Annotated in this window: 17 protein-coding genes; 10 read left to right on the top strand and 7 right to left on the bottom strand. The window is 61.6% G+C overall.

Annotated features, from left to right (window positions below; all coding sequences use genetic code 11):
* Positions 1-50: 50 nt before the first annotated feature.
* From flgG to J1G37_RS21155, 3 genes are all read right to left on the bottom strand, one after another.
* The gene (flgG, locus tag J1G37_RS21145; RefSeq protein WP_017735191.1) at positions 51-836 is read right to left on the bottom strand and encodes a flagellar basal-body rod protein FlgG; all 786 of its coding nucleotides are present in this window, start codon (positions 834-836) and stop codon (positions 51-53) included.
* A 62-nt stretch (positions 837-898) separates the two neighbouring features.
* Positions 899-1,639, bottom strand: a complete 741-nt coding sequence (locus J1G37_RS21150) for a flagellar basal body rod protein FlgF (protein WP_124526531.1) — start codon at positions 1,637-1,639, stop codon at positions 899-901.
* A 1,206-nt stretch (positions 1,640-2,845) separates the two neighbouring features.
* Positions 2,846-4,414, bottom strand: coding sequence for a sigma-54-dependent transcriptional regulator (locus J1G37_RS21155; protein WP_207045240.1), 1,569 nt, complete (start codon positions 4,412-4,414; stop codon positions 2,846-2,848).
* A 257-nt stretch (positions 4,415-4,671) separates the two neighbouring features.
* Between J1G37_RS21155 and phhA the strand changes: the two genes are divergently transcribed.
* The 3 genes from phhA to J1G37_RS21170 all read left to right on the top strand — a co-directional run bounded on the left by phhA (position 4,672) and on the right by J1G37_RS21170 (position 7,125).
* A complete protein-coding gene (phhA, locus tag J1G37_RS21160) occupies positions 4,672-5,490 on the top strand; it encodes a phenylalanine 4-monooxygenase (protein WP_207045242.1) in 819 nt (272 codons plus the stop codon).
* Positions 5,491-5,575: 85 nt separating this feature from the next.
* Entirely contained in the window at positions 5,576-5,932 is a 357-nt protein-coding gene (locus J1G37_RS21165) for a 4a-hydroxytetrahydrobiopterin dehydratase (protein ID WP_017735186.1), read from the top strand.
* Positions 5,929-7,125: an amino acid aminotransferase gene (locus J1G37_RS21170; RefSeq protein ID WP_207045302.1), complete on the top strand. Its 1,197-nt coding sequence runs from the start codon at positions 5,929-5,931 to the stop codon at positions 7,123-7,125. Before J1G37_RS21165 ends, J1G37_RS21170 begins: the two co-directional genes overlap by 4 nt.
* Positions 7,126-7,252: 127 nt before the next feature.
* Here the strand turns inward: J1G37_RS21170 and J1G37_RS21175 are convergent, their stop codons facing one another.
* On the bottom strand, positions 7,253-8,062 hold the full coding sequence (locus J1G37_RS21175) for a UDP-2,3-diacylglucosamine diphosphatase (RefSeq protein ID WP_207045245.1): 810 nt from the start codon (positions 8,060-8,062) through the stop codon (positions 7,253-7,255).
* A gap of 136 nt (positions 8,063-8,198) precedes the next feature.
* On the opposite strand from J1G37_RS21175, the gene J1G37_RS21180 reads away from it, so the two are divergent.
* From J1G37_RS21180 to J1G37_RS21190, 3 genes are all read left to right on the top strand, one after another.
* Positions 8,199-8,951 carry an AraC family transcriptional regulator gene (locus J1G37_RS21180; protein ID WP_207045248.1) on the top strand — a complete coding sequence of 251 codons (753 nt, stop codon included), beginning with the start codon at positions 8,199-8,201 and terminating at the stop codon, positions 8,949-8,951.
* Between the two features lie 99 nt (positions 8,952-9,050).
* Positions 9,051-9,935, top strand: coding sequence for a DMT family transporter (locus J1G37_RS21185; RefSeq protein ID WP_207045251.1), 885 nt, complete (start codon positions 9,051-9,053; stop codon positions 9,933-9,935).
* Positions 9,936-10,063: 128 nt separating this feature from the next.
* Positions 10,064-10,345 (top strand): hypothetical protein, encoded by a 282-nt coding sequence (locus tag J1G37_RS21190; protein WP_017734661.1) that lies wholly within the window; start codon positions 10,064-10,066, stop codon positions 10,343-10,345.
* A gap of 34 nt (positions 10,346-10,379) precedes the next feature.
* Here the strand turns inward: J1G37_RS21190 and J1G37_RS21195 are convergent, their stop codons facing one another.
* The gene (locus J1G37_RS21195; RefSeq protein WP_124526539.1) at positions 10,380-10,667 is read right to left on the bottom strand and encodes a SelT/SelW/SelH family protein; all 288 of its coding nucleotides are present in this window, start codon (positions 10,665-10,667) and stop codon (positions 10,380-10,382) included.
* An 84-nt stretch (positions 10,668-10,751) separates the two neighbouring features.
* On the opposite strand from J1G37_RS21195, the gene J1G37_RS21200 reads away from it, so the two are divergent.
* Positions 10,752-12,941, top strand: a complete 2,190-nt coding sequence (locus J1G37_RS21200; protein ID WP_207045303.1) for a patatin-like phospholipase family protein — start codon at positions 10,752-10,754, stop codon at positions 12,939-12,941.
* Positions 12,942-13,056: 115 nt separating this feature from the next.
* Here J1G37_RS21200 and J1G37_RS21205 read toward each other — a convergent pair whose 3' ends face one another.
* Together J1G37_RS21205 and recQ are read right to left on the bottom strand one after the other, a co-directional pair.
* Positions 13,057-13,491, bottom strand: coding sequence for a MarR family transcriptional regulator (locus J1G37_RS21205; RefSeq protein WP_207045253.1), 435 nt, complete (start codon positions 13,489-13,491; stop codon positions 13,057-13,059).
* 121 nt (positions 13,492-13,612) lie between these two features.
* The gene (gene recQ / locus J1G37_RS21210; RefSeq protein ID WP_017734657.1) at positions 13,613-15,739 is read right to left on the bottom strand and encodes a DNA helicase RecQ; all 2,127 of its coding nucleotides are present in this window, start codon (positions 15,737-15,739) and stop codon (positions 13,613-13,615) included.
* A gap of 276 nt (positions 15,740-16,015) precedes the next feature.
* On the opposite strand from recQ, the gene J1G37_RS21215 reads away from it, so the two are divergent.
* From J1G37_RS21215 to J1G37_RS21225, 3 genes are all read left to right on the top strand, one after another.
* Positions 16,016-16,603, top strand: a complete 588-nt coding sequence (locus J1G37_RS21215; RefSeq protein WP_017734656.1) for a YecA family protein — start codon at positions 16,016-16,018, stop codon at positions 16,601-16,603.
* A gap of 20 nt (positions 16,604-16,623) precedes the next feature.
* Positions 16,624-17,007 (top strand): YbaN family protein, encoded by a 384-nt coding sequence (locus tag J1G37_RS21220; protein ID WP_124526724.1) that lies wholly within the window; start codon positions 16,624-16,626, stop codon positions 17,005-17,007.
* 120 nt (positions 17,008-17,127) lie between these two features.
* On the top strand, positions 17,128-20,598 hold the full coding sequence (locus J1G37_RS21225; RefSeq protein WP_207045255.1) for a PAS domain-containing hybrid sensor histidine kinase/response regulator: 3,471 nt from the start codon (positions 17,128-17,130) through the stop codon (positions 20,596-20,598).
* Positions 20,599-20,727 lie beyond the last annotated feature (129 nt).

Below are 20,727 nucleotides of genomic sequence, written 5' to 3' on the forward strand. Positions count from 1 at the left end.
CCTTACCTCACGGTGTTGCAGGCGCCCTCAAGGGCGCCCCATAGACTTGATTACAGATTCTGCGTGACGAACGAGAGCATCTGGTCGGCGGTGGAGATCACCTTGGAGTTCATCTCGTAGGCGCGCTGGGTGGTGATCATGTTGACCATCTCCTCAACCGTGCTCACGTTGGAGGTTTCCAGGGTGCTTTGCAGCGTGGTACCAAAACCGTTCAGGCCAGGGGTGCCGATTTGCGGCGCGCCGCTGGAGGCAGTTTCGAGGAACAGGTTGTTACCCATGGCTTGCAGCCCGGCCGGGTTGATGAAGTCGGCGGTTTGCAGGTTGCCGATCACTTGCGACGCCGGGTTGCCGGCCACGGTGATGGACACGGTGCCATCGTTGCCGACGGTGAAGGTCTTGGCATCGGCCGGGACGATCACGGCTGGTTCCAGGGCGAAACCGTTGGCGGTGACCATCTGACCGTTGGAGTCCAGGTGGAAAGTACCGTCACGAGTGTAGGAGGTAGTGCCATCCGGTTGCAGGATCTGGAAGAAACCACGGCCGTTGATGGCCATGTCCAGCGGCTGGCCAGTCTGTTGCAGGTTACCGGCGCTGAAGTTCTTCTGGGTGCCGACGATCGCCACACCCGTACCCAGTTGCAGGCCCGACGGCAGTTCGCTGTCCTGGGTCGATTGGGCGCCCGGCTGCTTCTTGATCTGATAGAGCAAGTCCTGGAATTCGGCACGGTCACGTTTGAAACCCGTGGTCGACACGTTGGCCAGGTTGTTGGAGATGGTGGTCAGGTTGGTGTCCTGGGCGGACAGGCCTGTTTTGGCAACCCATAGAGCCGGAAGCATGCTGTTCTCCTTTGGGCGCCTGTTTGTCGGCGCCGCATCACAAATTAGTTAGTGGGTTGCAATCAGGTCATCGCCATGACGCGCGTCATGGCCTGATCGTCTTCCTTGGCGCTGTTCATCATCTTGATGTGCAGCTCGAATTGCTTGGAAAGCGCCAGCACTGCGGTCATTTCTTCCACCGCATTCACGTTGCTCGCCTGCAGGAAACCCGAGGTCAGCTTGACGCCCGCATCGGCCTGGGCCGGCTGGCCGTCCTTGGTGTGGATGCTGCCATCCAGACCCTTGGTCATGTTCTTCAGATCGGGCTGCACTAGCTTGATCCGGTCCACTTCAGCCATCACGCGCGGGCCTTCGCCCATGGCGCGGATGCTGATGGTGCCGTCGGCGCCCACTTCGATTTTTTGCTGGGGCGGCACGGCAATCGGGCCACCGTTGCCCATGATCGGCATGCCGTTGCCGGCGCGCAGCACGCCCAATGCATCGACGTTCATGCTCGCGCTGCGCACGTAGGCTTCGCCGCCATCCGGGGTCTGCACGGCCATCCAGCCGTCGCCGCTGACGGCGACGTCCAGGTCACGACCGGTTTCAATCATTGCGCCGGGGCTAAAGTCGGTGGCCGGGCGCTCGGTGAGGGCAAACGCCCGCGCCGGAAAGCTGTCACCAAATACCGGCATCGAACGCGCCTGCTCCAGGTCACGCTGGAAGCCATTGGTGGAAATGTTCGCCAGGTTGTTGGCATGGGCCTTCTGCGCCAGAGCATTCTGGCTGGCGCCGGTCATTGCCACATAAAGGTACTTGTCCACGCTCTATCCTCTTTCTGACGGACGTTTGCCGCCCACCGCTGTGCTGATGAGGGATAAGCAATTTACGAACCAACTTTTCAAAAGAGGAGAAGGTCCAGGCAGAGCGGGGGTTTGCGCGCAGGCCCTGGCAAATGAGGGCCGAGCGAGAGTCGAAAAAACGGCGGAGTTATGCCGCTAACGGCAAAGGCAGGTGCCGACACCAGGTTCGATCTTCAGGCCGACCGAGCCTAAGGGGCTGACTCAGCCGATTAAATGTAACCATCGCGAACCTAAACAAAAGCTCGGTGCCCATTTTATTTTTCGTTTCAAATCCCATCTCTGTGCCGGAGCACGACCATAGATCACGCACCGACAAATCAGTTAACGCATATGTATTTACTTGCAGTTTTCAAAGCACGAAAAACACCAGACTTTCCCGACACACACTTACAATTGCTTAATACACTCAACTTGTCGCCCGCACACCTACACAAGTAGTTTGCGCCCATCGCACAATCAATTCGTAGCCCCATAGCGAACCACTTTGATTGCGATACACACTTATCAACAATATAAGGCCATGTCATGTTTAGAGTTAATGGCAACACTCCGACGTACTTTCGGGACCCGTACACCCCCAATACATATGATCGGCAACACGACTCGCGCGCAACTAGTCGGTCGCAGGCACATTCCCACTACCACCGCTGCGACCAAGACCATCGCACCGACCGAGCCCGCCCAGATTGGCGGCGGGATTCGGACTACCCCGTTGATCGAGCCCGCCGAGCCAGGGACTACTTTCCAGACCGCGAATTGCCCGATACCCGCCGTGGCGGGGGCCATCGCCCGGCCTTCAGCACCAATGAACACCGCCTCGCCCCGCAGGAAGCCAGCAACGCGTCCCGCCACAATGACAGGCCCTGGAAGATTGACGCACAAGATGAGCCGCCAGTGGAGCTTGACCAAGAGCATGCACATCCGACACTGAATGGGTCTAAAGAGCCATGGTTCGGCCTTTACGACTTTCGCCAAACGCAGATAGGTGCTCGCATCACCGATCACAACTTCAATCCGGACAACAAAGCCTTGCACAACAATAGAAACTACTCGGCGAATCGCCTACCAACAAACAATCGTTAAAACATCGATAACACTGCGAGCAGTTTGCCTTGCTGTCAAACTGCTCGCTTCAGCCCACCCCCACTAGCGCACCCGCAAAATCTTCTAACCAGCACTCTCTGTCTTTATGACCTCATACCCACGCAACTTATTAGCAATTGTCGTATGGGACACTCCCAGTCGTTTACCCAACTGCCGGCTGCTGGGGTATTCGGTATACAGGCTTTCCAGTACCGCCTTCTCAAATCGACCGACAATCTCTTCCAACCCCCCTTCCAGGGAGAAATCGCCAAGCGGTTGACGCACGCCATAATCCGGCAGCCGAATATGCTCGAGCTTCACCGTTCCCCCCTCACACAACGACACGGCTTGGAACAGCACGTTTTCCAGCTGCCGCACGTTACCCGGCCAGTGGTAGTGGCTGAGCCGATCCATGGCCGCAGGCGCCAGCCTGGGCAACGGGCAACCAATCTGCCGGCTGGCCTGGTCGAGGAAGTGCTCAACCAACGGCGCCAAACCATCCAGGCATTCGCGCAGCGGCGGGATATGCAGCGACAACACGTTGAGCCGGTGATAAAGATCCTGGCGAAATTCGCCACGGGCGCAGAGTTCCGACAAGTCCACCTGGGTTGCGCAAATCACCCGTACATCGAGATAGACTTCTTCATCGCTGCCTACGCGACGGAAGCAGCCGTCCTGCAGGAAACGCAGCAATTTCGCCTGCAAACGCGCGCTCATTTCACCCACACCATCCAGAAACAACGTCCCGCCCGCTGTCAGCTCCAGCAGCCCCAACTTGCCTTCGGCCCGTGCCCCTTCAAACGCGCCCGGGCCGTAGCCGAACAACTCGGTCTCAGCCATCGACTCCGGCAAACCGGCGCAGTTGAGCGCCATCAACGGCGATTGCCCACGCGGGCTGGCCAGGTGGCAGGCACGCGCGAGCAATTCCTTGCCGGTGCCGGTTTCGCCTTCTATTAATAGCGGCGCATCCAGCGGCGCCATGCGTCGGGCCTCGCGGACCACCGCAGCCATGACCTTGGAGCTTTGGAAGATGCTGTCAAAACCACGCAGCTCCTGCTTGCGCACATTGTAGATACGCTCACCCACGCGGTCGGCGCGGTGCAGGGTCAGCACGGCGCCAGCCATGGCTTCGCTGTCATCGTGTTCGGAGGATTGCAGCGGCGCGATGTCCGCCAGGAACACGTCGCCCTTGACCTTGACTCGCAGGCCGTTGATCCGCGATTTGCTAGCGCGCACCAGCTCCGGCAAGTCGAAATCTTCGGCATAGCGCGACAGCGGAATGCCCGGTACCTCATCCACGCGCACCCCGAGGAGCTGCGCCGCCGCACGGTTGGCGGCGACGATGGAGCCCCCCATATCAATGGACAGCACCGGAAACTCCAGGGCGCCAAGCAACGCATTGAGTTCCATATGCCGACGCTCGCTAGGCATCAGCCCTACGCGCTTCACGCCAAATACACCGGCAATCGCTTCGAACTGTGGGCGCAGCGCCTGGAACTGCATATTCACCAGGTTCGGGCAAAACAGATAAATGGCGTTGCCATGCTCACCGCCGACCTCGCCCTTGGCGACGTTGACCCCGTACTCCACCAGCAGGTTGAGAATGTCCCGCAGGATGCCGATGCGGTTCTGGCAGTGCACTTTGATACGCATGAAGAGGCTCGAAAAGTGGGTAGGCGCCGCGTCTTTTTGTCGCTGGGCGCAGATAGTCGTCAAGATTATGTGACAGCTGGTGACCTTTTCCCAGCCCATTGCAACGACTGGCGCCATAACTGTAACGAATACTTTACGAAAACCAGTAACTTTTCCCACATTCCAGCCTGAAACACGGATGGAGTCTCGCCCGCTACGGGGTATCAATAGAGGCATCGCAGGACATAACAAGAACGAATGCCTAGCAGGAGAGCCGTATGAAGCAGACGCACTACGTGGCCCGCGAGCCCGATGCGCAAGGTTTTATCCACTACCCGCCAGAAGAACACGCGGTGTGGAACACCCTGATCACGCGCCAGTTGAAAGTGATCGAAGGCCGCGCCTGCCAGGAATACCTGGACGGCATCGACAAGCTCGGCCTGCCCCTGGATCGCATCCCGCAACTGGGCGAGATCAACAAAGTGCTGGCCGAGACGACCGGCTGGCAAGTGGCCCGCGTTCCGGCGCTGATCCCCTTCCAGACCTTTTTCGAATTGCTCGCCAACAGGCAGTTTCCGGTCGCGACCTTTATTCGCACCCGTGAAGAACTGGACTACCTGCAAGAGCCGGATATTTTCCACGAGATCTTTGGCCACTGCCCACTGCTGACCAATCCTTGGTTCGCCGAATTCACCCACACCTACGGCAAGCTCGGCCTCGCCGCCAGCAAAGAGCAACGGGTTTACCTTGCGCGCCTGTACTGGATGACCATCGAGTTCGGCCTGGTGGACACGCCCCAAGGCCTGCGCATTTACGGCGGCGGCATTTTGTCGTCGCCCAAGGAGACGGTATACAGCCTGTCCGCCGAGCCCGAGCACCAGGCCTTCGACCCGCTGGAAGCGATGCGCACGCCGTATCGCATCGACATCCTGCAACCCTTGTACTTCGTGCTGCCAGAGCTCAAGCGCCTGTTCGAAGTGGCGCAGGAAGACATCATGGGCATGGTCGAACGCGGCATGCAGCTGGGTCTGCACGCGCCGCTCTTTACCCCAAAGGCAGCCCCCCAAGCCCAAGGCGGCGTGAACCTTACGTTTTGATGCCAGGTGAGTCTTTTCCCTAGCCCCGCGTTGCTTTAGGGTGACGCCACTGACCTTCAAATACTCGAATTCAGGACACTTTCCCATGACCACCTTGAACCAAGCCCACTGCGAAGCCTGCCGCGCCGACGCCCCACAAGTCAGCGATGAAGAACTGCCGGTGCTGATCAAGCAGATCCCCGACTGGAACATCGAAGTGCGCGATGGCGTGATGCAGTTGGAAAAGGTTTTCCTGTTCAAGAACTTCAAGTTCGCCCTGGCCTTTACCAACGCCATGGGTGACATCTCCGAAGCCGAAGGCCATCACCCTGGCCTGCTCACCGAATGGGGCAAGGTCACCGTGACCTGGTGGAGCCATTCCATCAAAGGCCTGCACCGCAATGACTTCATCATGGCCGCCCGCACCGACGAAGTGGCCAAGGACGCCGAGGGCCGCAAATAATGCACTTTGACGCGATTGGCCGCGTACCCGGCGACCCGATCCTCGGGCTGATGGACCTGTATGCCCAGGACAGCAACCCGAACAAGTTCGACCTCGGCGTCGGCGTGTACAAGGACGACCAGGGCCTGACGCCAATTCCTCACTCAGTGAAGCTGGCCGAACAGCGCCTGGTGGACACACAAGCCACCAAGACCTACATCGGCGGCCACGGCAACGCGGCCTTTGGCACACTGATCAGCCAATTGGTGCTCGGTGCCGACTCCGCGCTGATCCAGGCCCGCCGTGCCGGCGCCACCCAGACCCCAGGCGGCACCGGCGCCCTGCGCCTGAGCGCCGATTTCATCGCCCACAGCCTGCCGGGCCGTGGCGTATGGCTGAGCAACCCGACCTGGCCGATCCACGAAAGCATCTTTGCCAAGGCCGGCCTCAAGGTCAGCCACTACCCCTACGTGGGCGCGGACAACCGCCTGGATGTGACGGCCATGCTCGCCACCCTGGCCACCGTACCCAAGGGCGACGTGGTGCTGCTGCACGCCTGCTGCCATAACCCGACCGGTTTTGACCTGTCCCAGGACGACTGGCGCCAAGTGCTGCAGATTGTGCGCGAGCGCCAGTTGCTGCCACTGATCGACTTTGCCTACCAGGGTTTTGGCGACGGCCTGGAGCAAGATGCCTGGGCCGTGCGACTGTTTGCGGCCGAACTGCCGGAAGTGCTGGTCACCAGTTCCTGCTCGAAGAACTTTGGCCTGTACAGCGACCGTGTCGGTGCGCTGATCGTATGCGCGGCAGATGCCGAAAAGCTGACGGATGTGCGCAGCCAACTGGCGAATATCGCCCGTAATTTGTGGTCAACGCCACCGGATCATGGCGCGGCGGTGGTGGCGACGATCCTCGGTGATGCTGAGCTGAAAACGCTGTGGAGCGGTGAAGTGGAAGCCATGCGCTCGCGGATTGCGCAGTTGCGCTCCGGGTTGGTGGAAGCCTTGGTGCCGCACGGTTTGGCTGAGCGGTTTGCGCATATTGGGGCGCAGCGTGGGATGTTTTCCTACACCGGTTTGAGTGCCGAGCAGGTGAGACAACTGCGCGAGAAGCACAGCGTGTATATGGTCAATTCGGGGCGGGCCAACGTTGCCGGGGTTGATGCGACACGCCTGGCACTGCTGGCCAAAGCAATCGCCGACGTATCCAACTGAAGAAACCCAAAGCTGGCTTGTGTGGGAGCTGGCTTGCCTGCGATGCAGGCACCTCGGTGCCTCAGGTATACCGAGGTGATGCTATCGCAGGCAAGCCAGCTCCCACATTTGGACCGAGTACGACCTTTCAGCCAGCAACCATCTCAGCCTTGAGCTGCGCCTCTTTCGCCTGCGCATCCGCCAACCGATACAACTCGATCTGCCCATCCCAGTGCTCGATCAAAGCCGTGCACGACTCCACCCAGTCCCCGCAATTGAGGTAATCCACCTCGCCCACCTTGCGAATCTCCGCATGGTGAATGTGCCCGCACACCACGCCGTGCAGCTCGCGCTTGGTCACTTCGTGGGCGATGGCTTCTTCGAAATCGCTGATAAAGCTCACCGCCGTTTTCACCTTGTGCTTCAGATACGCCGACAACGACCAGTAGCCGTAGCCATACCGCGCACGCCAGTGGTTGAGCCAGCGGTTCAGGGTAAGGGTGAATTCGTAGGCCGAATCGCCAAGGAACGCCAGCCAACGGTGATAGCGGGTGATCACATCGAACTGATCGCCATGAATCACCAGCAGATGCCGACCGTCCGCGGTCACGTGCACCGCTTCGTCCACCAACTGGATATTGCCCAGGATCAGCTTGGAATAGCGGCGCAGGAATTCGTCATGGTTGCCGGTAACATAGATCACCTCGGTGCCGCGCTTGGCCATGGTCAGCAGGCGACGGATCACATTGGTGTGGGCCTGGGGCCAATACATACCGCCGCGCAGTTTCCAGCCGTCGATGATGTCACCCACCAGGTAGATCTTGTCGGCGTGGTAGCCCTTGAGAAATTGCGACAAATGTTCGGCCTGGCAATCCCGGGTGCCCAGGTGCACATCGGAAATCCACAGGGTACGCACCCGTTGCTTGCGGCTGGGCTTGGTGAACTCGGCACTGGTCATGGGCATCCCTCGACGGTGTTTTCGCGAGCTTGCACCCTGGCGATTAATAGCCCATGACAACGGTGCGTCAGTCTGATGACAGCGCTCAGGGCCCGCAAAGCGTTGTAGACTGCGACAGCCTGCCCAGGAGACCGCGATGAGACCGATCCTCACGCTACGCCATTACACCCAAGCGCCGATTGACCACAGCCATGACCATGCGCAGCTGGTGTTCGGCCTGTCCGGCCACCTGGACTTCGAGGTCGAGGGCCGTGGCAGCCAAGTGCGTGAAAGCAGCGTGATGGTGCTGCCCTACTCCGCCCACCATGTCTGCGACAGCCGCGATGGCAGCCGCTGCCTGGTGCTGGACGTGCCCACCGAGCACTGGGTGGTGCAGTCGCTGGGGGAGCATGCGGACGCCAGCCGCCGCTTGCTCGATCAACCGACGCGCCTGGCCCTGGACGCCCGACAACACCAGTTGGTGCAATGGCTGGCGCACAGCCCGGTGAACGACCCGCTGATCGTGCAGCAAGGCGCGGTGCTGCTGCTCGCCAGCCTTAACGCCCCCCAAGAAGCCATGCCCCTGCCGGGCAAACGCCTGCCGTATGCCGCGTTCAATGCGCACATTGAGCGCCATGTTGCCCACCCGCTGCAGGTCGCCGACCTCGCCCGCATCGCCGACCTGTCGCCGGCGCGCCTGCATGCACGGTTCATGGCCGAATGCGGGCAGACGCCCATGGACTACATCCGCAGCCGTCGCCTGCACATGGCCCTCGACCTGCTGCGCGGCACACCGCTGCCCATCGGTGAAATCGCCGAGCGCGTCGGCTATAGCTCGCAAAGCGCCTTCGCCGCCGCGATGCTGCGGGAATTCGGCGCCTCCCCCGGTCAGTTGCGGCGCGCACCGTAGCAAGAGTCCCGCGACAAACCGCGCGAGCCCGACGACAGACACCCAGGCCAACATGCCTCTAGACTGGGTTTTTCGTCACCCGTACGTTCAAGGATCGCAATGACTCCCCGTTCAGCCCTCGGCGCCCTGCATATCGGCGCATTGATGTTTGGCCTCACCGGCGTATTCGGCAAGCTGGCGGCCGCCTCGCCGGCCATCATCGTGTTTGGTCGCGCCGCGTTTGCCGTGCTCGCCCTGGCGGTGTTCGCACGCTTTGCCAGCAATGCCCCCTGGAAAAAACTGCAAAGCCGCGACTGGCGCCGGCTGCTGGTCAGCGGCGTATTGCTGGCGGCGCATTGGGTGACGTTCTTTATGGCCGTCAAGGTGGGTGGTGTGGCGGTCGCGACCCTGGGCTTTACCGCGTTCCCGGCGTTTACCGTGATCCTCGAAGGGTTGATTTTCCGCGAGCGCATCCGCGCCAACGAAGTGCTGCTGGTGGTGTTGGTCAGCATCGGCCTGGTGCTGGTCACCCCAGACTTCAATCTGGCCAGCGAAGCCACCGGCGGCCTGTTGTGGGGCATCGCCTCGGGGCTGCTGTTCTCCTTGTTGTCGCTGAACAATCGCGCCAGCTCCGGGAGAATTCCCGCCGTGCAGGCCGCGCTGTGCCAGAACGTGGTGGTCGCGGCGTTGCTGTTGCCGGTTGCGGCCCCCGGGCTGGCGGATGTGCGCGGCATGGACTGGTTGTGGATCGGCTTGCTGGGGGTGTTCTGCACCGGCCTGGCCCACAGCCTGTTTGTCGCCAGCCTGGCGGTGATCAAGGCGCGTACCGCGTCGGTGGTGTTTGCCATGGAGCCGGTCTACGGCATTACCATGGCCTGGCTGCTGTTCGCCGAAACCCCGACCTTGCGCATGCTCCTGGGCGGCGCGCTGATCATCCTCGCCATCGTGCTCTCGGGGCTGATGGGCAGTGCCAGCCAGGCCAAACAGCCGACGGCAACGGCCTGATCTATACTCTGGCGATCCGCAACAGTCTGTCGTCGTTCAACGGATAAAGACTTCTCGACGACAGCCCTGAGGTTTGAAGTTGCTGCAAGCGAGTGGTCACTCCATTAACGCTACGCAGGGGTTTCATCATGGAAACACTTATCAGCTTGCTGGTGCAGATCATCAGTGGTGCCGTCGGCGGCAACTTGGCCGGCATGACCAAGCAGAGCCTGGGGACCGGGCTCAACACCTTTCTCGGCGGTGTTGGCGGCCTGGTCCTGGGCCAGGTCATTGCGCAGTTCACCGGCACAGCCGACGGCGCGGCACTGGACGTGGCGGCGGTGGGCACCAACATTGCCGGTGGTGGCCTCGGCGGCCTGGTGCTGACCTGGGTTGTCGGGTTCATCAAGCAGAAAATGGCTGCCAAGTAGCGGCTCGGTCACCGCTCCCTTGGAGCGGTGACCTTTACTGCGTGCGATCGTTGTGCCCGAGGTCGCGCTGCGGGTCGATCTGATCACGCACCCGTTGCTTGAGTACCTTGGCTTCCGGAAAGCCGCCATCTTGCTTGCGCTCCCAGATCTGCACGCCATCGCAGGTGATGCGAAACGCACCGCCGGTGGCCGGTTCCAGCGACACCTTACCCAGGTCATCCGAAAACGTGCTGAGCAGCTCCTGGGCCAGCCACGCCGCGCGCAGCAGCCACTGACACTGGGTGCAATAGGTGATGACGATCTCGGGCTTGTTCATGGACATAACTTGAGAGGCTCCTGGGGTAACGGGCTCGGCGCATGGGGTGGCTATAATAGCGGCCTTTACCGCCGAGCCTTGAGATTCATGATGCGCCGCCTGCTGTCCTGCCTGTTGCTGTGCCTGCTACCTCTCCTCGCCCAAGCCGTCGAAAGCCCACGCCCGAAAATCGGCCTGGTGCTCTCCGGTGGCGCCGCCCGTGGCCTGTCGCATATCGGCGTGCTCAAGGCGCTGGAGGAGCAAGGCATTCACATCGATGCGATTGCCGGCACCAGCATGGGCGCGGTGATTGGCGGGCTGTATGCGTCGGGCTACAAAATCGACGAGCTGGAAAAACTGGCGCTGAGCATCGACTGGCAACAGGCACTGTCCGACGCACCGCCTCGGGAAGATGTACCGTTTCGACGCAAACAGGATGACCGCGACTTCCTGGTCAAACAAAAACTCAGCTTTCGCGACGACGGCAGCCTGGGCTTGCCACTGGGCGTGATCCAGGGCCAGAACCTCGCACTGCTGCTGGAAAGCATGTTCGCCCACAGCAGCAACACGCGCAATTTCGACAAGCTGCCGATCCCGTTCCGCGCGGTGGCCACCGACATCACCACCGGCGAAAAGGTGGTGTTCAGCAAGGGCCACCTGCCCCAGGTGATCCGCGCCAGCATGTCGATCCCCGCCGTGTTTGCTCCGGTGGAACTGGACGGCCGCCTGCTGGTGGACGGCGGCATGACCGACAATATCCCGCTGGACGTGGCGCGGGAGATGGGCGTGGATATCGCCATTGTGGTGGACATCGGCACGCCACTGCGTTCGCGCAAACAACTGGCGACGGTGGTGGATGTACTCAACCAATCCATCACCCTGATGACGCGCAGCAATTCCGAGGAACAACTCAAGGCCCTGCACCCCAAGGACGTGCTGATCCAGCCGCCCTTGGGCGCCTTTGGCGTGACCGACTTTGGCCGCGCCAAAGAAATGATCGACGCCGGCTACCGCGCCACCCGCGCCCTCGACCTGCGCCTGGCCCACCTGCGCCCCGCCGAGCCGGTCGACCCGCAACTGGTGGCGGCGCGCACACCGGGCGAGCGCACGCCGGTGATCACCGCCATCACCGTGGAGAACGACTCGAAAGTCAGCGAAGACGTGATCCGCTACTACATCCGCCAGCCCCTCGGCGAACCGCTGAACCTGGGGCGCCTGCAAACCGATATGGGCACCTTGTATGGCCTGGATTACTTCGAGCAGGTGCAATACCGCGTAATCAAGAAAGGCCAGGACAACACCCTGGTGATTAGCGCACGGGGCAAACGCAGCGGCACCGATTACCTGCGCCTGGGCCTGAACCTGTCGGACGACATGCGCGGCGACAGCGCCTTCAACCTCGGCGCCAGCTACCGCATGAATGGCATCAACCGCCTGGGTGCCGAATGGCTGACGCGGGTGCAGATCGGTGACCGCCAAGAGCTGTACAGCGAGTTCTACCAACCGATGGACACGGGCTCGCGGTACTTCGTCGCACCGTATATCAGCGCGCAGGCGCAGAATGTCGAGCTGATCCTGGACAACGACCCCATCTCCGAATACCGCCTGGAACGCTACGGCTTCGGCTTGAACGTGGGCCGCCAGATCGGCAACAGCGGCGAGATCCGCTTCGGTGTCGGGGAAGCCTGGGGCAAGGCGGATGTGCGCATCGGTGATCGCGACCTGCCGAGCGTGAGCTTCAGCGAAGGTTTCTACGAGTTGAAGTACTCGTTCGACTCCCTGGACAATGTGTACTTCCCCCACACCGGTGAAGACATCGGCCTGGCCTACCGCGAATTCGAACCGGGGCTGGGCTCCGACCAGCGCTACCGGCAGTGGGAATTCAAACTGGACAAGGCCATGAGCAATGGCCCGGACACGCTGGTGCTGGGCGGGCGCTACGGGCGCACGCTGGATAAGTCTGACGTGGTGATTTCCAGCTTCCTGCTGGGCGGTGCGCGGCAGCTGTCAGGGTTTCGCCAGGATGCGATTTCCGGGCAGAACGTCAGCCTGATGCGGGCGGTGTACTACCGCCGGCTGACACCGCGTTCGTACTTGCCGCTGGATTTCCCGCTGTACCTGGGGGCGTCCCTGGAGCGGGGCCGGGCGTGGAACAACGATAACGAGTTCGACAGCGGGTACATCAACGCTGCGAGTATTTTCCTGGGGTTTGATACACCGTTGGGGCCGTTGAATTTCAGTTATGGGTTTAACGATGCCAATCAGAAGGCGGTGTATTTGAATCTAGGACAAACCTTCTGACACAGCAAAGAACGCATGTGGGAGCTGGCTTGCCTGCGATGCAGGCGCCTCGGTCTGTCAGTTAAACCGCGGTGATCCCATCGCAGGCAAGCCAGCTCCCACATATCTTCCAGGATCAGGACTTTTCCAGATTCGCCAGGATGTGCCCATGCACGCGCATGCACACTTTCATATCCTCTTCATCCACACCCACAAACAGCTCATGCCGCAACGCCGTCGCGATGGTTTCGATCTGATCAATCAGCGGGCGGGCCGGGTCGCACAGCAAGATGCGCTTGGCGCGACGGTCTTCCACCACGGCCTGGCGTTGCACCAGGCCCTGGCTTTCGAGGCTGTCGAGCAAACGCGCCAGCGTTGGCCCTTCGACGCCAACACTTTGTGCCAGCTCACGCTGGGTAGGCGCTTCTTCAAAACGCGCCAGGTGCAGCAGCACCAACCAGCGCGCCTGGGACAAGCCCAGCCCCGCCAGGCGGCGATCCAGCTCGGCGCGCCAACCTCGGGACATTTGCGCCAACTGCATGCCAAAACGGTGTTGATCGGTTAACGGCATAAAAAACTCATGATTTAGACTGAAAACAAAGTGTGGCTAATTATTAGTCAGCTAAGCATGAGCCCTGCCAGTAGGCAAGAGGTGCTATGTACTGATTCGTTACATTGTCGTAATTGGCGCACTAAATTTCGAATTCAGACTGCAAAGCGGCTCGTACGCAGTACAAGACACCCTCAGGCACCCGCCCGGTGAACAATGGCGCGATTTCCGCAACCGGCGGCAATTCGCCCTCGCCGTCGAGGAATGCATCCTGGATTTCACCCAGCAAGTCTTCCGGCAAATCGAGGGCCTGCTCCAGAGACAACTGCTGCGCGCCGATGGACTCGGCCAGCAAGGTATAGACGTTCTTCTCCGAACATTGCAGTTGGCCGGCGATCTGGATCGGCGTCATGCCCGCACGCGCCAGGCTGATCAGCTCGTGGCGGATATCGGCGACTTCCTTCGGCGCTTCGGCCTGGCCGCCGAGGACTTCGAGGAAGGCCTGGCCATAACGCTCCAGCTTGCGTGCACCCACGCCGCTGACCCGAGCCATTTCCGACATCGTCGTCGGCTGCTCGCGCAGCATCTCCAACAACGTGGAGTCGGGGAAGATAACGTACGGCGGCACGCTGTGTTCCTGGGCCAGCTTGCGCCGCAGGGTGCGCAAGGCTTCCCATTGTTCGCGCTCTTCGCCACGTACCAATTGGCTGGCCTGGCTGGTGCTGGTCTTGGCGGTGGTTTGTGGCTTGAGGTCGCGGCGCAGCTCCAGGCTGACCTCGCCCTTGAGCAACGGCCGGCAGCTGTCGTTCAGGCGCAGGCCGCCATAACCCTCGATGTCGATGTCCACAAGGCCACGCGCAACCATCTGCCGGAACAACGAGCGCCATTCGCCTTCGGCGCGGGCCTTGCCGACGCCGTAGACCGAGAGTTTTTCGTGGCCGAAGCTGCGTACCTTCTCGTTGTCCTTGCCCAGCAACACATCCACCAAGTGGCCGACGCCGTAGCGCTGGCCGGTGCGGTAGATCGCCGAAAGGCCCTGGCGCGCTGGCTCGGTGGCATCCCAGGTCTGCACGCCGTCGGTGCAGTTGTCGCAGTGGCCGCAAGGCTCGGGCATGTCTTCGTCGAAATACGCGAGCAGGGTCTGGCGACGGCAGCGGGTTTCTTCACACAACGAGAGCATGGCATCGAGCTTGTGCTGCTCCAGGCGCTTGTGGCGCTCGTCTCCTTCGGAGTTTTGCAGCATCTGCTTGAGCATCACCACGTCTTGCAGGCCGTAGACCATCCACGCATCCGCCGGCAGGCCATCACGGCCGGCGCGACCGGTTTCCTGGTAATACGCCTCAAGGGACTTGGGCAGATCCATATGCGCCACAAAGCGCACGTTGGACTTGTCGATGCCCATGCCAAACGCGATGGTCGCCACCATGATCAGGCCTTCCTCGTTGAGGAAGCGCTTCTGGTGCGCCGAGCGCGTTTCATTGGGCAGGCCCGCGTGGTACGGCAGCGCCGGGTAGCCTTGCTCACAGAGGAACGCGGCCACTTCATCGACTTTCTTGCGCGACAGGCAATAGACGATACCCGCATCGCTGCGCCGCTCCGACAGGAACGCGAGCAACTGCTTGCGCGGCTGCTCCTTGGGCACGATGCGGTAGAAGATATTCGGTCGGTCGAAGCTCGACAGGAAGCGTTCGGCGTTCTGCAAATGCAGGCGTTCGACGATTTCTTCGCGGGTGCGCTTGTCGGCGGTGGCGGTCAGGGCGATGCGCGGTACATCGGGGAACAGCTCGGCCAGTTGCCCCAGTTGCAGGTATTCGCGGCGAAAATCGTGACCCCATTGCGACACGCAGTGGGCCTCGTCGATGGCGAACAGGGCGATTTCCAGGCTCTGCAGGAAAGCCAGCATGCGCGGCTGCACCAGGCGCTCGGGCGCCAGGTACAGCATCTTCACTTCGCCACGCTTGATCCGCGCGGCCAGGTCGCGCTGCTGCTCGGCGCTGAGGGTGGAGTTCAGGGATGCTGCGGCAACACCGAGTTCTTCAAGGGTCGCGACCTGATCGTCCATCAACGCGATCAGCGGCGACACCACCACCGCCAAGCCATTGCGCAACAGCGCCGGCACCTGGAAGCACAACGACTTGCCACCGCCGGTAGGCATCAATACCAGGGCATCGCCGCCACTGGCCACGCGCTCAATGATCGCACCCTGGCGGCCACGAAAACTGTCGTAGCCGAAGATGTCCTTGAGGACGCGTTGAGCCTGCTCGAGCATGTAAAACTCCAAAATATCGCCGAAATCCCTCTGTACAGGCTGGCCGAAAAAACCCGGTCTCACGGAAAATAATCCGTAAGCGAAGTTTTCGCGGGTTGGCGCTTGGCCTGCAGGGGCATCACAAAACGCGGCAGTATACCCGAGCAGCACCTGGCAAAGGGCGCGGCTGACGAATAGCGACGGCTATCTAAAAGCTGGCAAATATGCAGTGCGGCTGGCCTGGGCGCTCAAGAAAGCCTAGAATTCAGCATCGTTTATTCCCAAGGTAGTCCTTCAATGTCCTTCGCTGAGCAACTAACCCGCCTGCAAGCCTTCCTCGACGCCGATGAGCTGCATGACGAGGCGCTGGACTACGTGGCCGCCCACGGCTACCTGACCGCCCTGTCCATCTGTTCCGAGGAAGTACCGGATCGTGAGTGGATCGACGCCCTGTTCGCCGAAGAGCCGCACTATGCGGACGCCGCCCAGCGCGAAGAAATCGAATCGACCCTGATCGCCCTCAAAGCCCACATCGGTCGCCAATTGGCCTCCGACGAGGAATTCGAGCTGCCATGCGACCTGGACCTGGGCGAAGAGCCGGATGACTCCGACCTGCGCGGCTGGTGCATCGGCTTCATGGAAGGCGTATTCCTGCGCGAAGCCGCCTGGTTCGAAACCGCCGAGGAAGAAGTCAGCGAAATGCTGCTGCCGATCATGGTCGGTTCGGGCCTGTTCGACGACCAGCCAGAGTTCGCCGACATCGCCTCCGACGCCAACCTGATGGACGACATGATCGTCCAGATCCCGGAAGCCCTGACCGCCCTGTACCTGCTGTGCAACGCCCCTGACGAAAAACCGGCGATCCTCAAGCCACGTCACCACTGAGTCGCGTGCCCGTGACACCCATGGGCAACCGATCGCTGCTCCTGCGTTACGCACTGCTGGCCATCGGCTGGCTGAGCGTGGCGCTGGGGGTGATTGGCATTTTCCTACCGGTATTGCCGACCACACCCTTCCTGCTCCTCGCCGCCGCCTGCTTCGCCCGCAGCTCCCCGCGCTTCTACCACTGGCTGGTGGAACACCCGCGCCTGGGGCCGTGGATTCGCGACTATCTGGACGGCAACGGCATTCCCCTTAAAGGCAAGGTCTACGCCATCGGCTTGATGTGGTTGAGCATCGGCCTGTCCTGCTACCTGGTGCCGCTGCCGTGGGCACGAGGGTTCATGCTGACCAGCGCCGTACTGGTGACGATCTACATCCTGCGCCAGAAAACCCTGCCGCCGCGCTAAACGCGCGCCTGCGACATTCCCCCTCACGCGACCTTGGTCGACACTGACTAACCCCCGGCATCATGCGAAACTGCCCCACCAGGCCTGGAATGCCTGGGTGTTCTTCTGCTCGGAGTTACCATGACGCTGTCCAGCGGGCTGATCGCCGCCGTTGCCCTGGCCTATATGGCCATTATGTTTGCCATCGCCTTCTACGGTGACCGCCGCCGTGCGCCACTGCCACCACGCGTGCGCGCCTGGGTTTACAGCCTGTCACTGGCGGTCTACTGCACCAGCTGGACCTTCTTCGGCGCTGTAGGCCAAGCCGCCGAACAGTTGTGGGCGTTTTTACCGATCTACCTGGGACCAGTCCTGCTGCTGGTGTTGGCACCCTGGGTATTGCAAAAGATGATCCTGATCAGCAAGCAGGAAAACATCACCTCCATTGCCGACTTTATCGCCGCACGCTACGGCAAATCCCAATCCCTCGCCGTAGTGGTCGCCCTGATCTGCCTGGTCGGCGTGCTGCCCTACATTGCCCTGCAACTCAAAGGCATCGTGCTCGGCGTGAACCTGCTGATCGGCGCCGGCGCAGACACCACCGGCACCCGCGCCCAGGACACGGCTTTGATCGTGTCACTGGTGCTGGCGCTGTTCACCATCGTCTTCGGTACCCGCAACCTCGACGCCACCGAACACCACCGTGGCATGGTGCTGGCGATCGCGTTTGAATCGCTGGTCAAGCTGTTCGCCTTTCTCGCCGTCGGCGCGTTTGTGACCTACGGCCTGTACGACGGTTTCGGCGACCTGTTCAACCAGGCAATGCTCGCGCCGCGCCTGGAGGAATACTGGAAAGAAACCGTCAACTGGCCCTCGATGGTGGTACAGACCGGCGTGGCCATGATGGCGATCATCTGCCTGCCACGGCAGTTCCATGTGACGGTGGTGGAGAACATCGACCCCCAGGACCTACGCCTGGCCAAATGGGTGTTCCCTGCCTACCTGATTCTCGCCGCACTGTTCGTCATCCCTATCGCCCTTGGCGGCAAGATGCTACTACCTGGCTCGGTGCTGCCGGATTCCTACGTGATCAGCCTGCCGATGGCCGAAGCCCACCCGGCCCTCGCCGTGCTGGCGTTTATCGGTGGTGCTTCGGCGGCCACCGGCATGGTGATCGTGGCGAGCATCGCCCTGTCCACCATGGTCTCCAACGACATGCTGCTGCCCTGGCTGTTGCGCCGCTCCAGCGCCGAGCGACCGTTCGAAGTGTTCCGCCACTGGATGCTGTCGGTGCGCCGGGTCAGCATTGTGATCATTCTGTTGCTGGCCTACGTGAGCTACCGCTTGCTGGGCTCCACGGCGAGCCTGGCGACCATCGGCCAGATCGCCTTCGCCGCCGTGACGCAACTGGCACCCGCCATGCTCGGCGCGCTGTATTGGAAACAAGCGAACCGGCGCGGCGTATTTGCCGGTTTGGCGGCGGGCACTTTCCTGTGGTTCTACACCCTGGTCCTACCGGTGACGGCGAAAAGTCTCGGCTGGTCCCTGAGCCTTTTCCCCGGCCTGACGTGGATGCATTCCCACCCGTTTGGCTTGTCGGTGACCTCGCTGACCCTGGGTACCGTGTTCTCCCTGGCGGGCAACTTCACCCTGTTCGTCTGGGTGTCGATGTTGTCCCGCACACGGGTGTCCGAGCATTGGCAGGCTGGACGCTTTATTGGCCAGGAAATCAGCCAGCGTGCCAGTGCGCGTTCGATGTTGTCGGTGCAGATCAGCGACCTGCTGAGCCTGGCGGCGCGTTTTGTCGGTGAAGAACGCGCCCAGCAGAGCTTTATCCGTTTCGCCTACCGCCAGGGCAAAGGCTTCAACCCCAACCAAAATGCCGATAACGATTGGATCGCCCACACCGAACGCCTGCTGGCCGGCGTACTTGGCGCATCGTCGACACGGGCTGTGGTAAAAGCCGCGATTGAAGGCAGGGAAATGCAACTGGAGGACGTGGTACGGATCGCCGACGAAGCCTCCGAGGTGCTGCAATTCAACCGGGCGTTGTTGCAAGGCGCGATTGAAAACATCACCCAGGGCATCAGCGTGGTGGACCAGTCCCTCAAGCTGGTGGCGTGGAACCGACGTTACCTGGAGCTGTTCAACTACCCGGAAGGCTTGATCAGCGTCGGCCGGCCGATTGCCGACATCATTCGCTACAACGCCGAGCGCGGCCTCTGCGGGCCGGGCGAGGCGGAAGTACACGTGGCGCGCCGCCTGCACTGGATGCGCCAGGGCCGCGCGCACACCTCCGAGCGTTTGTTCCCCAACGGGCGGGTGATCGAGTTGATCGGCAACCCGATGCCAGGCGGCGGTTTTGTCATGAGTTTCACCGACATCACCGCCTTCCGCGAAGCCGAGCAAGCGCTGACCGAGGCCAACGAAGGCCTGGAACAACGAGTGACCGAGCGCACCCATGAACTGTCGCAGCTGAATGTGGCGCTCACCGACGCCAAGGGCGTGGCCGAGTCCGCCAGCCAATCGAAGACGCGCTTCCTCGCCGCGGTCAGCCATGACCTGATGCAACCGCTGAACGCCGCACGCCTGTTCTCTGCCGCCCTGTCCCACCAGAACGACGGCCTGTCCGGCGAAGCGCGGCAATTGGTGCAGCACCTGGACAGCTCGCTGCGCTCCGCCGAAGACCTGATCAGCGACCTGCTGGACATCTCGCGCCTGGAAAACGGCAAGATCAACCCCCAGCGCCAGCCCTTCGCCCTCAACGACCTGTTCGACACCCTCGGCGCCGAATTCAAGGCCCTGGCCCAGGAACAAGGCTTGCGCTTCCGCCTGCGCGGCAGCCGCCTGCGAGTCGACAGTGACATCAAGCTGCTAAGGCGGATCTTGCAGAATTTTCTCACCAACGCCTTCCGTTATGCCGACGGCCCGGTGCTGCTTGGCGTACGCCGGCGCAAGGGCGAGTTGTGCCTGGAGGTGTGGGACCGTGGCCCCGGCATTCCCTTGGATAAACAGAAGGTGATCTTCGAAGAATTCAAGCGCCTGGACAGCCACCAGACCCGCGCGGAAAAAGGCCTGGGCCTGGGCCTGGCGATTGCCGACGGCCTGTGCCGCGTCCTGGGCCACCGTTTGAGCGTGCGCTCATGGCCCGGCAAGGGCAGCGTGTTCAGCGTGCGGGTGCCATTGGCGCGCAACCAGGCGAGCCCGCAGGTGAAGAGCGCGCAAGAAAGCGGCTTGCCATTGAGCGGCGCGCAAGTGCTGTGCGTGGATAACGAAGAAAGCATCTTGATCGGCATGCGCAGCCTGTTGAGTCGCTGGGGCTGCGAGGTATGGACCGCCACCGACCAGGCGCAATGTGCGGCGCTGTTGGCCGACGGCGTGCGCCCGCAACTGGCGTTGGTGGATTACCACCTGGACCATGGCGAGACGGGTACCGAGTTGATGGGCTGGCTGCGCGCACAATTGGCCGAGCCGATTCCTGGCGTGGTGATCAGCGCTGATGGCCGGGCGGAGATGGTCGCCGAGGTGCATGCGGCGGGGCTGGATTACCTGGCCAAGCCGGTGAAGCCAGCGGCGTTGCGGGCGTTGCTGAGTCGGCATTTGCCGCTGTAGGCAGACTTGGCACATATCCCTGTGGGAGCTGGCTTGTGTGGGAGCGGGCTTGCCCGCGATAGCGGTGGATCAGCTTGCCTATGTGCTGCTGACCCGCCGCTATCGCAGGCAAGCCAGCTCCCACATTTT

It is taken from the genome of Pseudomonas sp. Marseille-Q1929, from assembly GCF_017316265.1.
GTDB lineage: Bacteria > Pseudomonadota > Gammaproteobacteria > Pseudomonadales > Pseudomonadaceae > Aquipseudomonas.

Coding starts and splice junctions, on each gene's coding strand:
- flgG (WP_017735191.1), bottom strand. CDS start 836: ATGCTTCCGGCTCTATGGGTTGCCAAAACAGGCCTGTCCGCCCAGGAC.
- J1G37_RS21155 (WP_207045240.1), bottom strand. CDS start 4,414: ATGCGTATCAAAGTGCACTGCCAGAACCGCATCGGCATCCTGCGGGAC.
- phhA (WP_207045242.1), top strand. CDS start 4,672: ATGAAGCAGACGCACTACGTGGCCCGCGAGCCCGATGCGCAAGGTTTT.
- J1G37_RS21165 (WP_017735186.1), top strand. CDS start 5,576: ATGACCACCTTGAACCAAGCCCACTGCGAAGCCTGCCGCGCCGACGCC.
- J1G37_RS21175 (WP_207045245.1), bottom strand. CDS start 8,062: ATGACCAGTGCCGAGTTCACCAAGCCCAGCCGCAAGCAACGGGTGCGT.
- J1G37_RS21180 (WP_207045248.1), top strand. CDS start 8,199: ATGAGACCGATCCTCACGCTACGCCATTACACCCAAGCGCCGATTGAC.
- J1G37_RS21185 (WP_207045251.1), top strand. CDS start 9,051: ATGACTCCCCGTTCAGCCCTCGGCGCCCTGCATATCGGCGCATTGATG.
- J1G37_RS21190 (WP_017734661.1), top strand. CDS start 10,064: ATGGAAACACTTATCAGCTTGCTGGTGCAGATCATCAGTGGTGCCGTC.
- J1G37_RS21195 (WP_124526539.1), bottom strand. CDS start 10,667: ATGTCCATGAACAAGCCCGAGATCGTCATCACCTATTGCACCCAGTGT.
- J1G37_RS21200 (WP_207045303.1), top strand. CDS start 10,752: ATGCGCCGCCTGCTGTCCTGCCTGTTGCTGTGCCTGCTACCTCTCCTC.
- J1G37_RS21205 (WP_207045253.1), bottom strand. CDS start 13,491: ATGCCGTTAACCGATCAACACCGTTTTGGCATGCAGTTGGCGCAAATG.
- recQ (WP_017734657.1), bottom strand. CDS start 15,739: ATGCTCGAGCAGGCTCAACGCGTCCTCAAGGACATCTTCGGCTACGAC.
- J1G37_RS21215 (WP_017734656.1), top strand. CDS start 16,016: ATGTCCTTCGCTGAGCAACTAACCCGCCTGCAAGCCTTCCTCGACGCC.
- J1G37_RS21220 (WP_124526724.1), top strand. CDS start 16,624: ATGGGCAACCGATCGCTGCTCCTGCGTTACGCACTGCTGGCCATCGGC.
- J1G37_RS21225 (WP_207045255.1), top strand. CDS start 17,128: ATGACGCTGTCCAGCGGGCTGATCGCCGCCGTTGCCCTGGCCTATATG.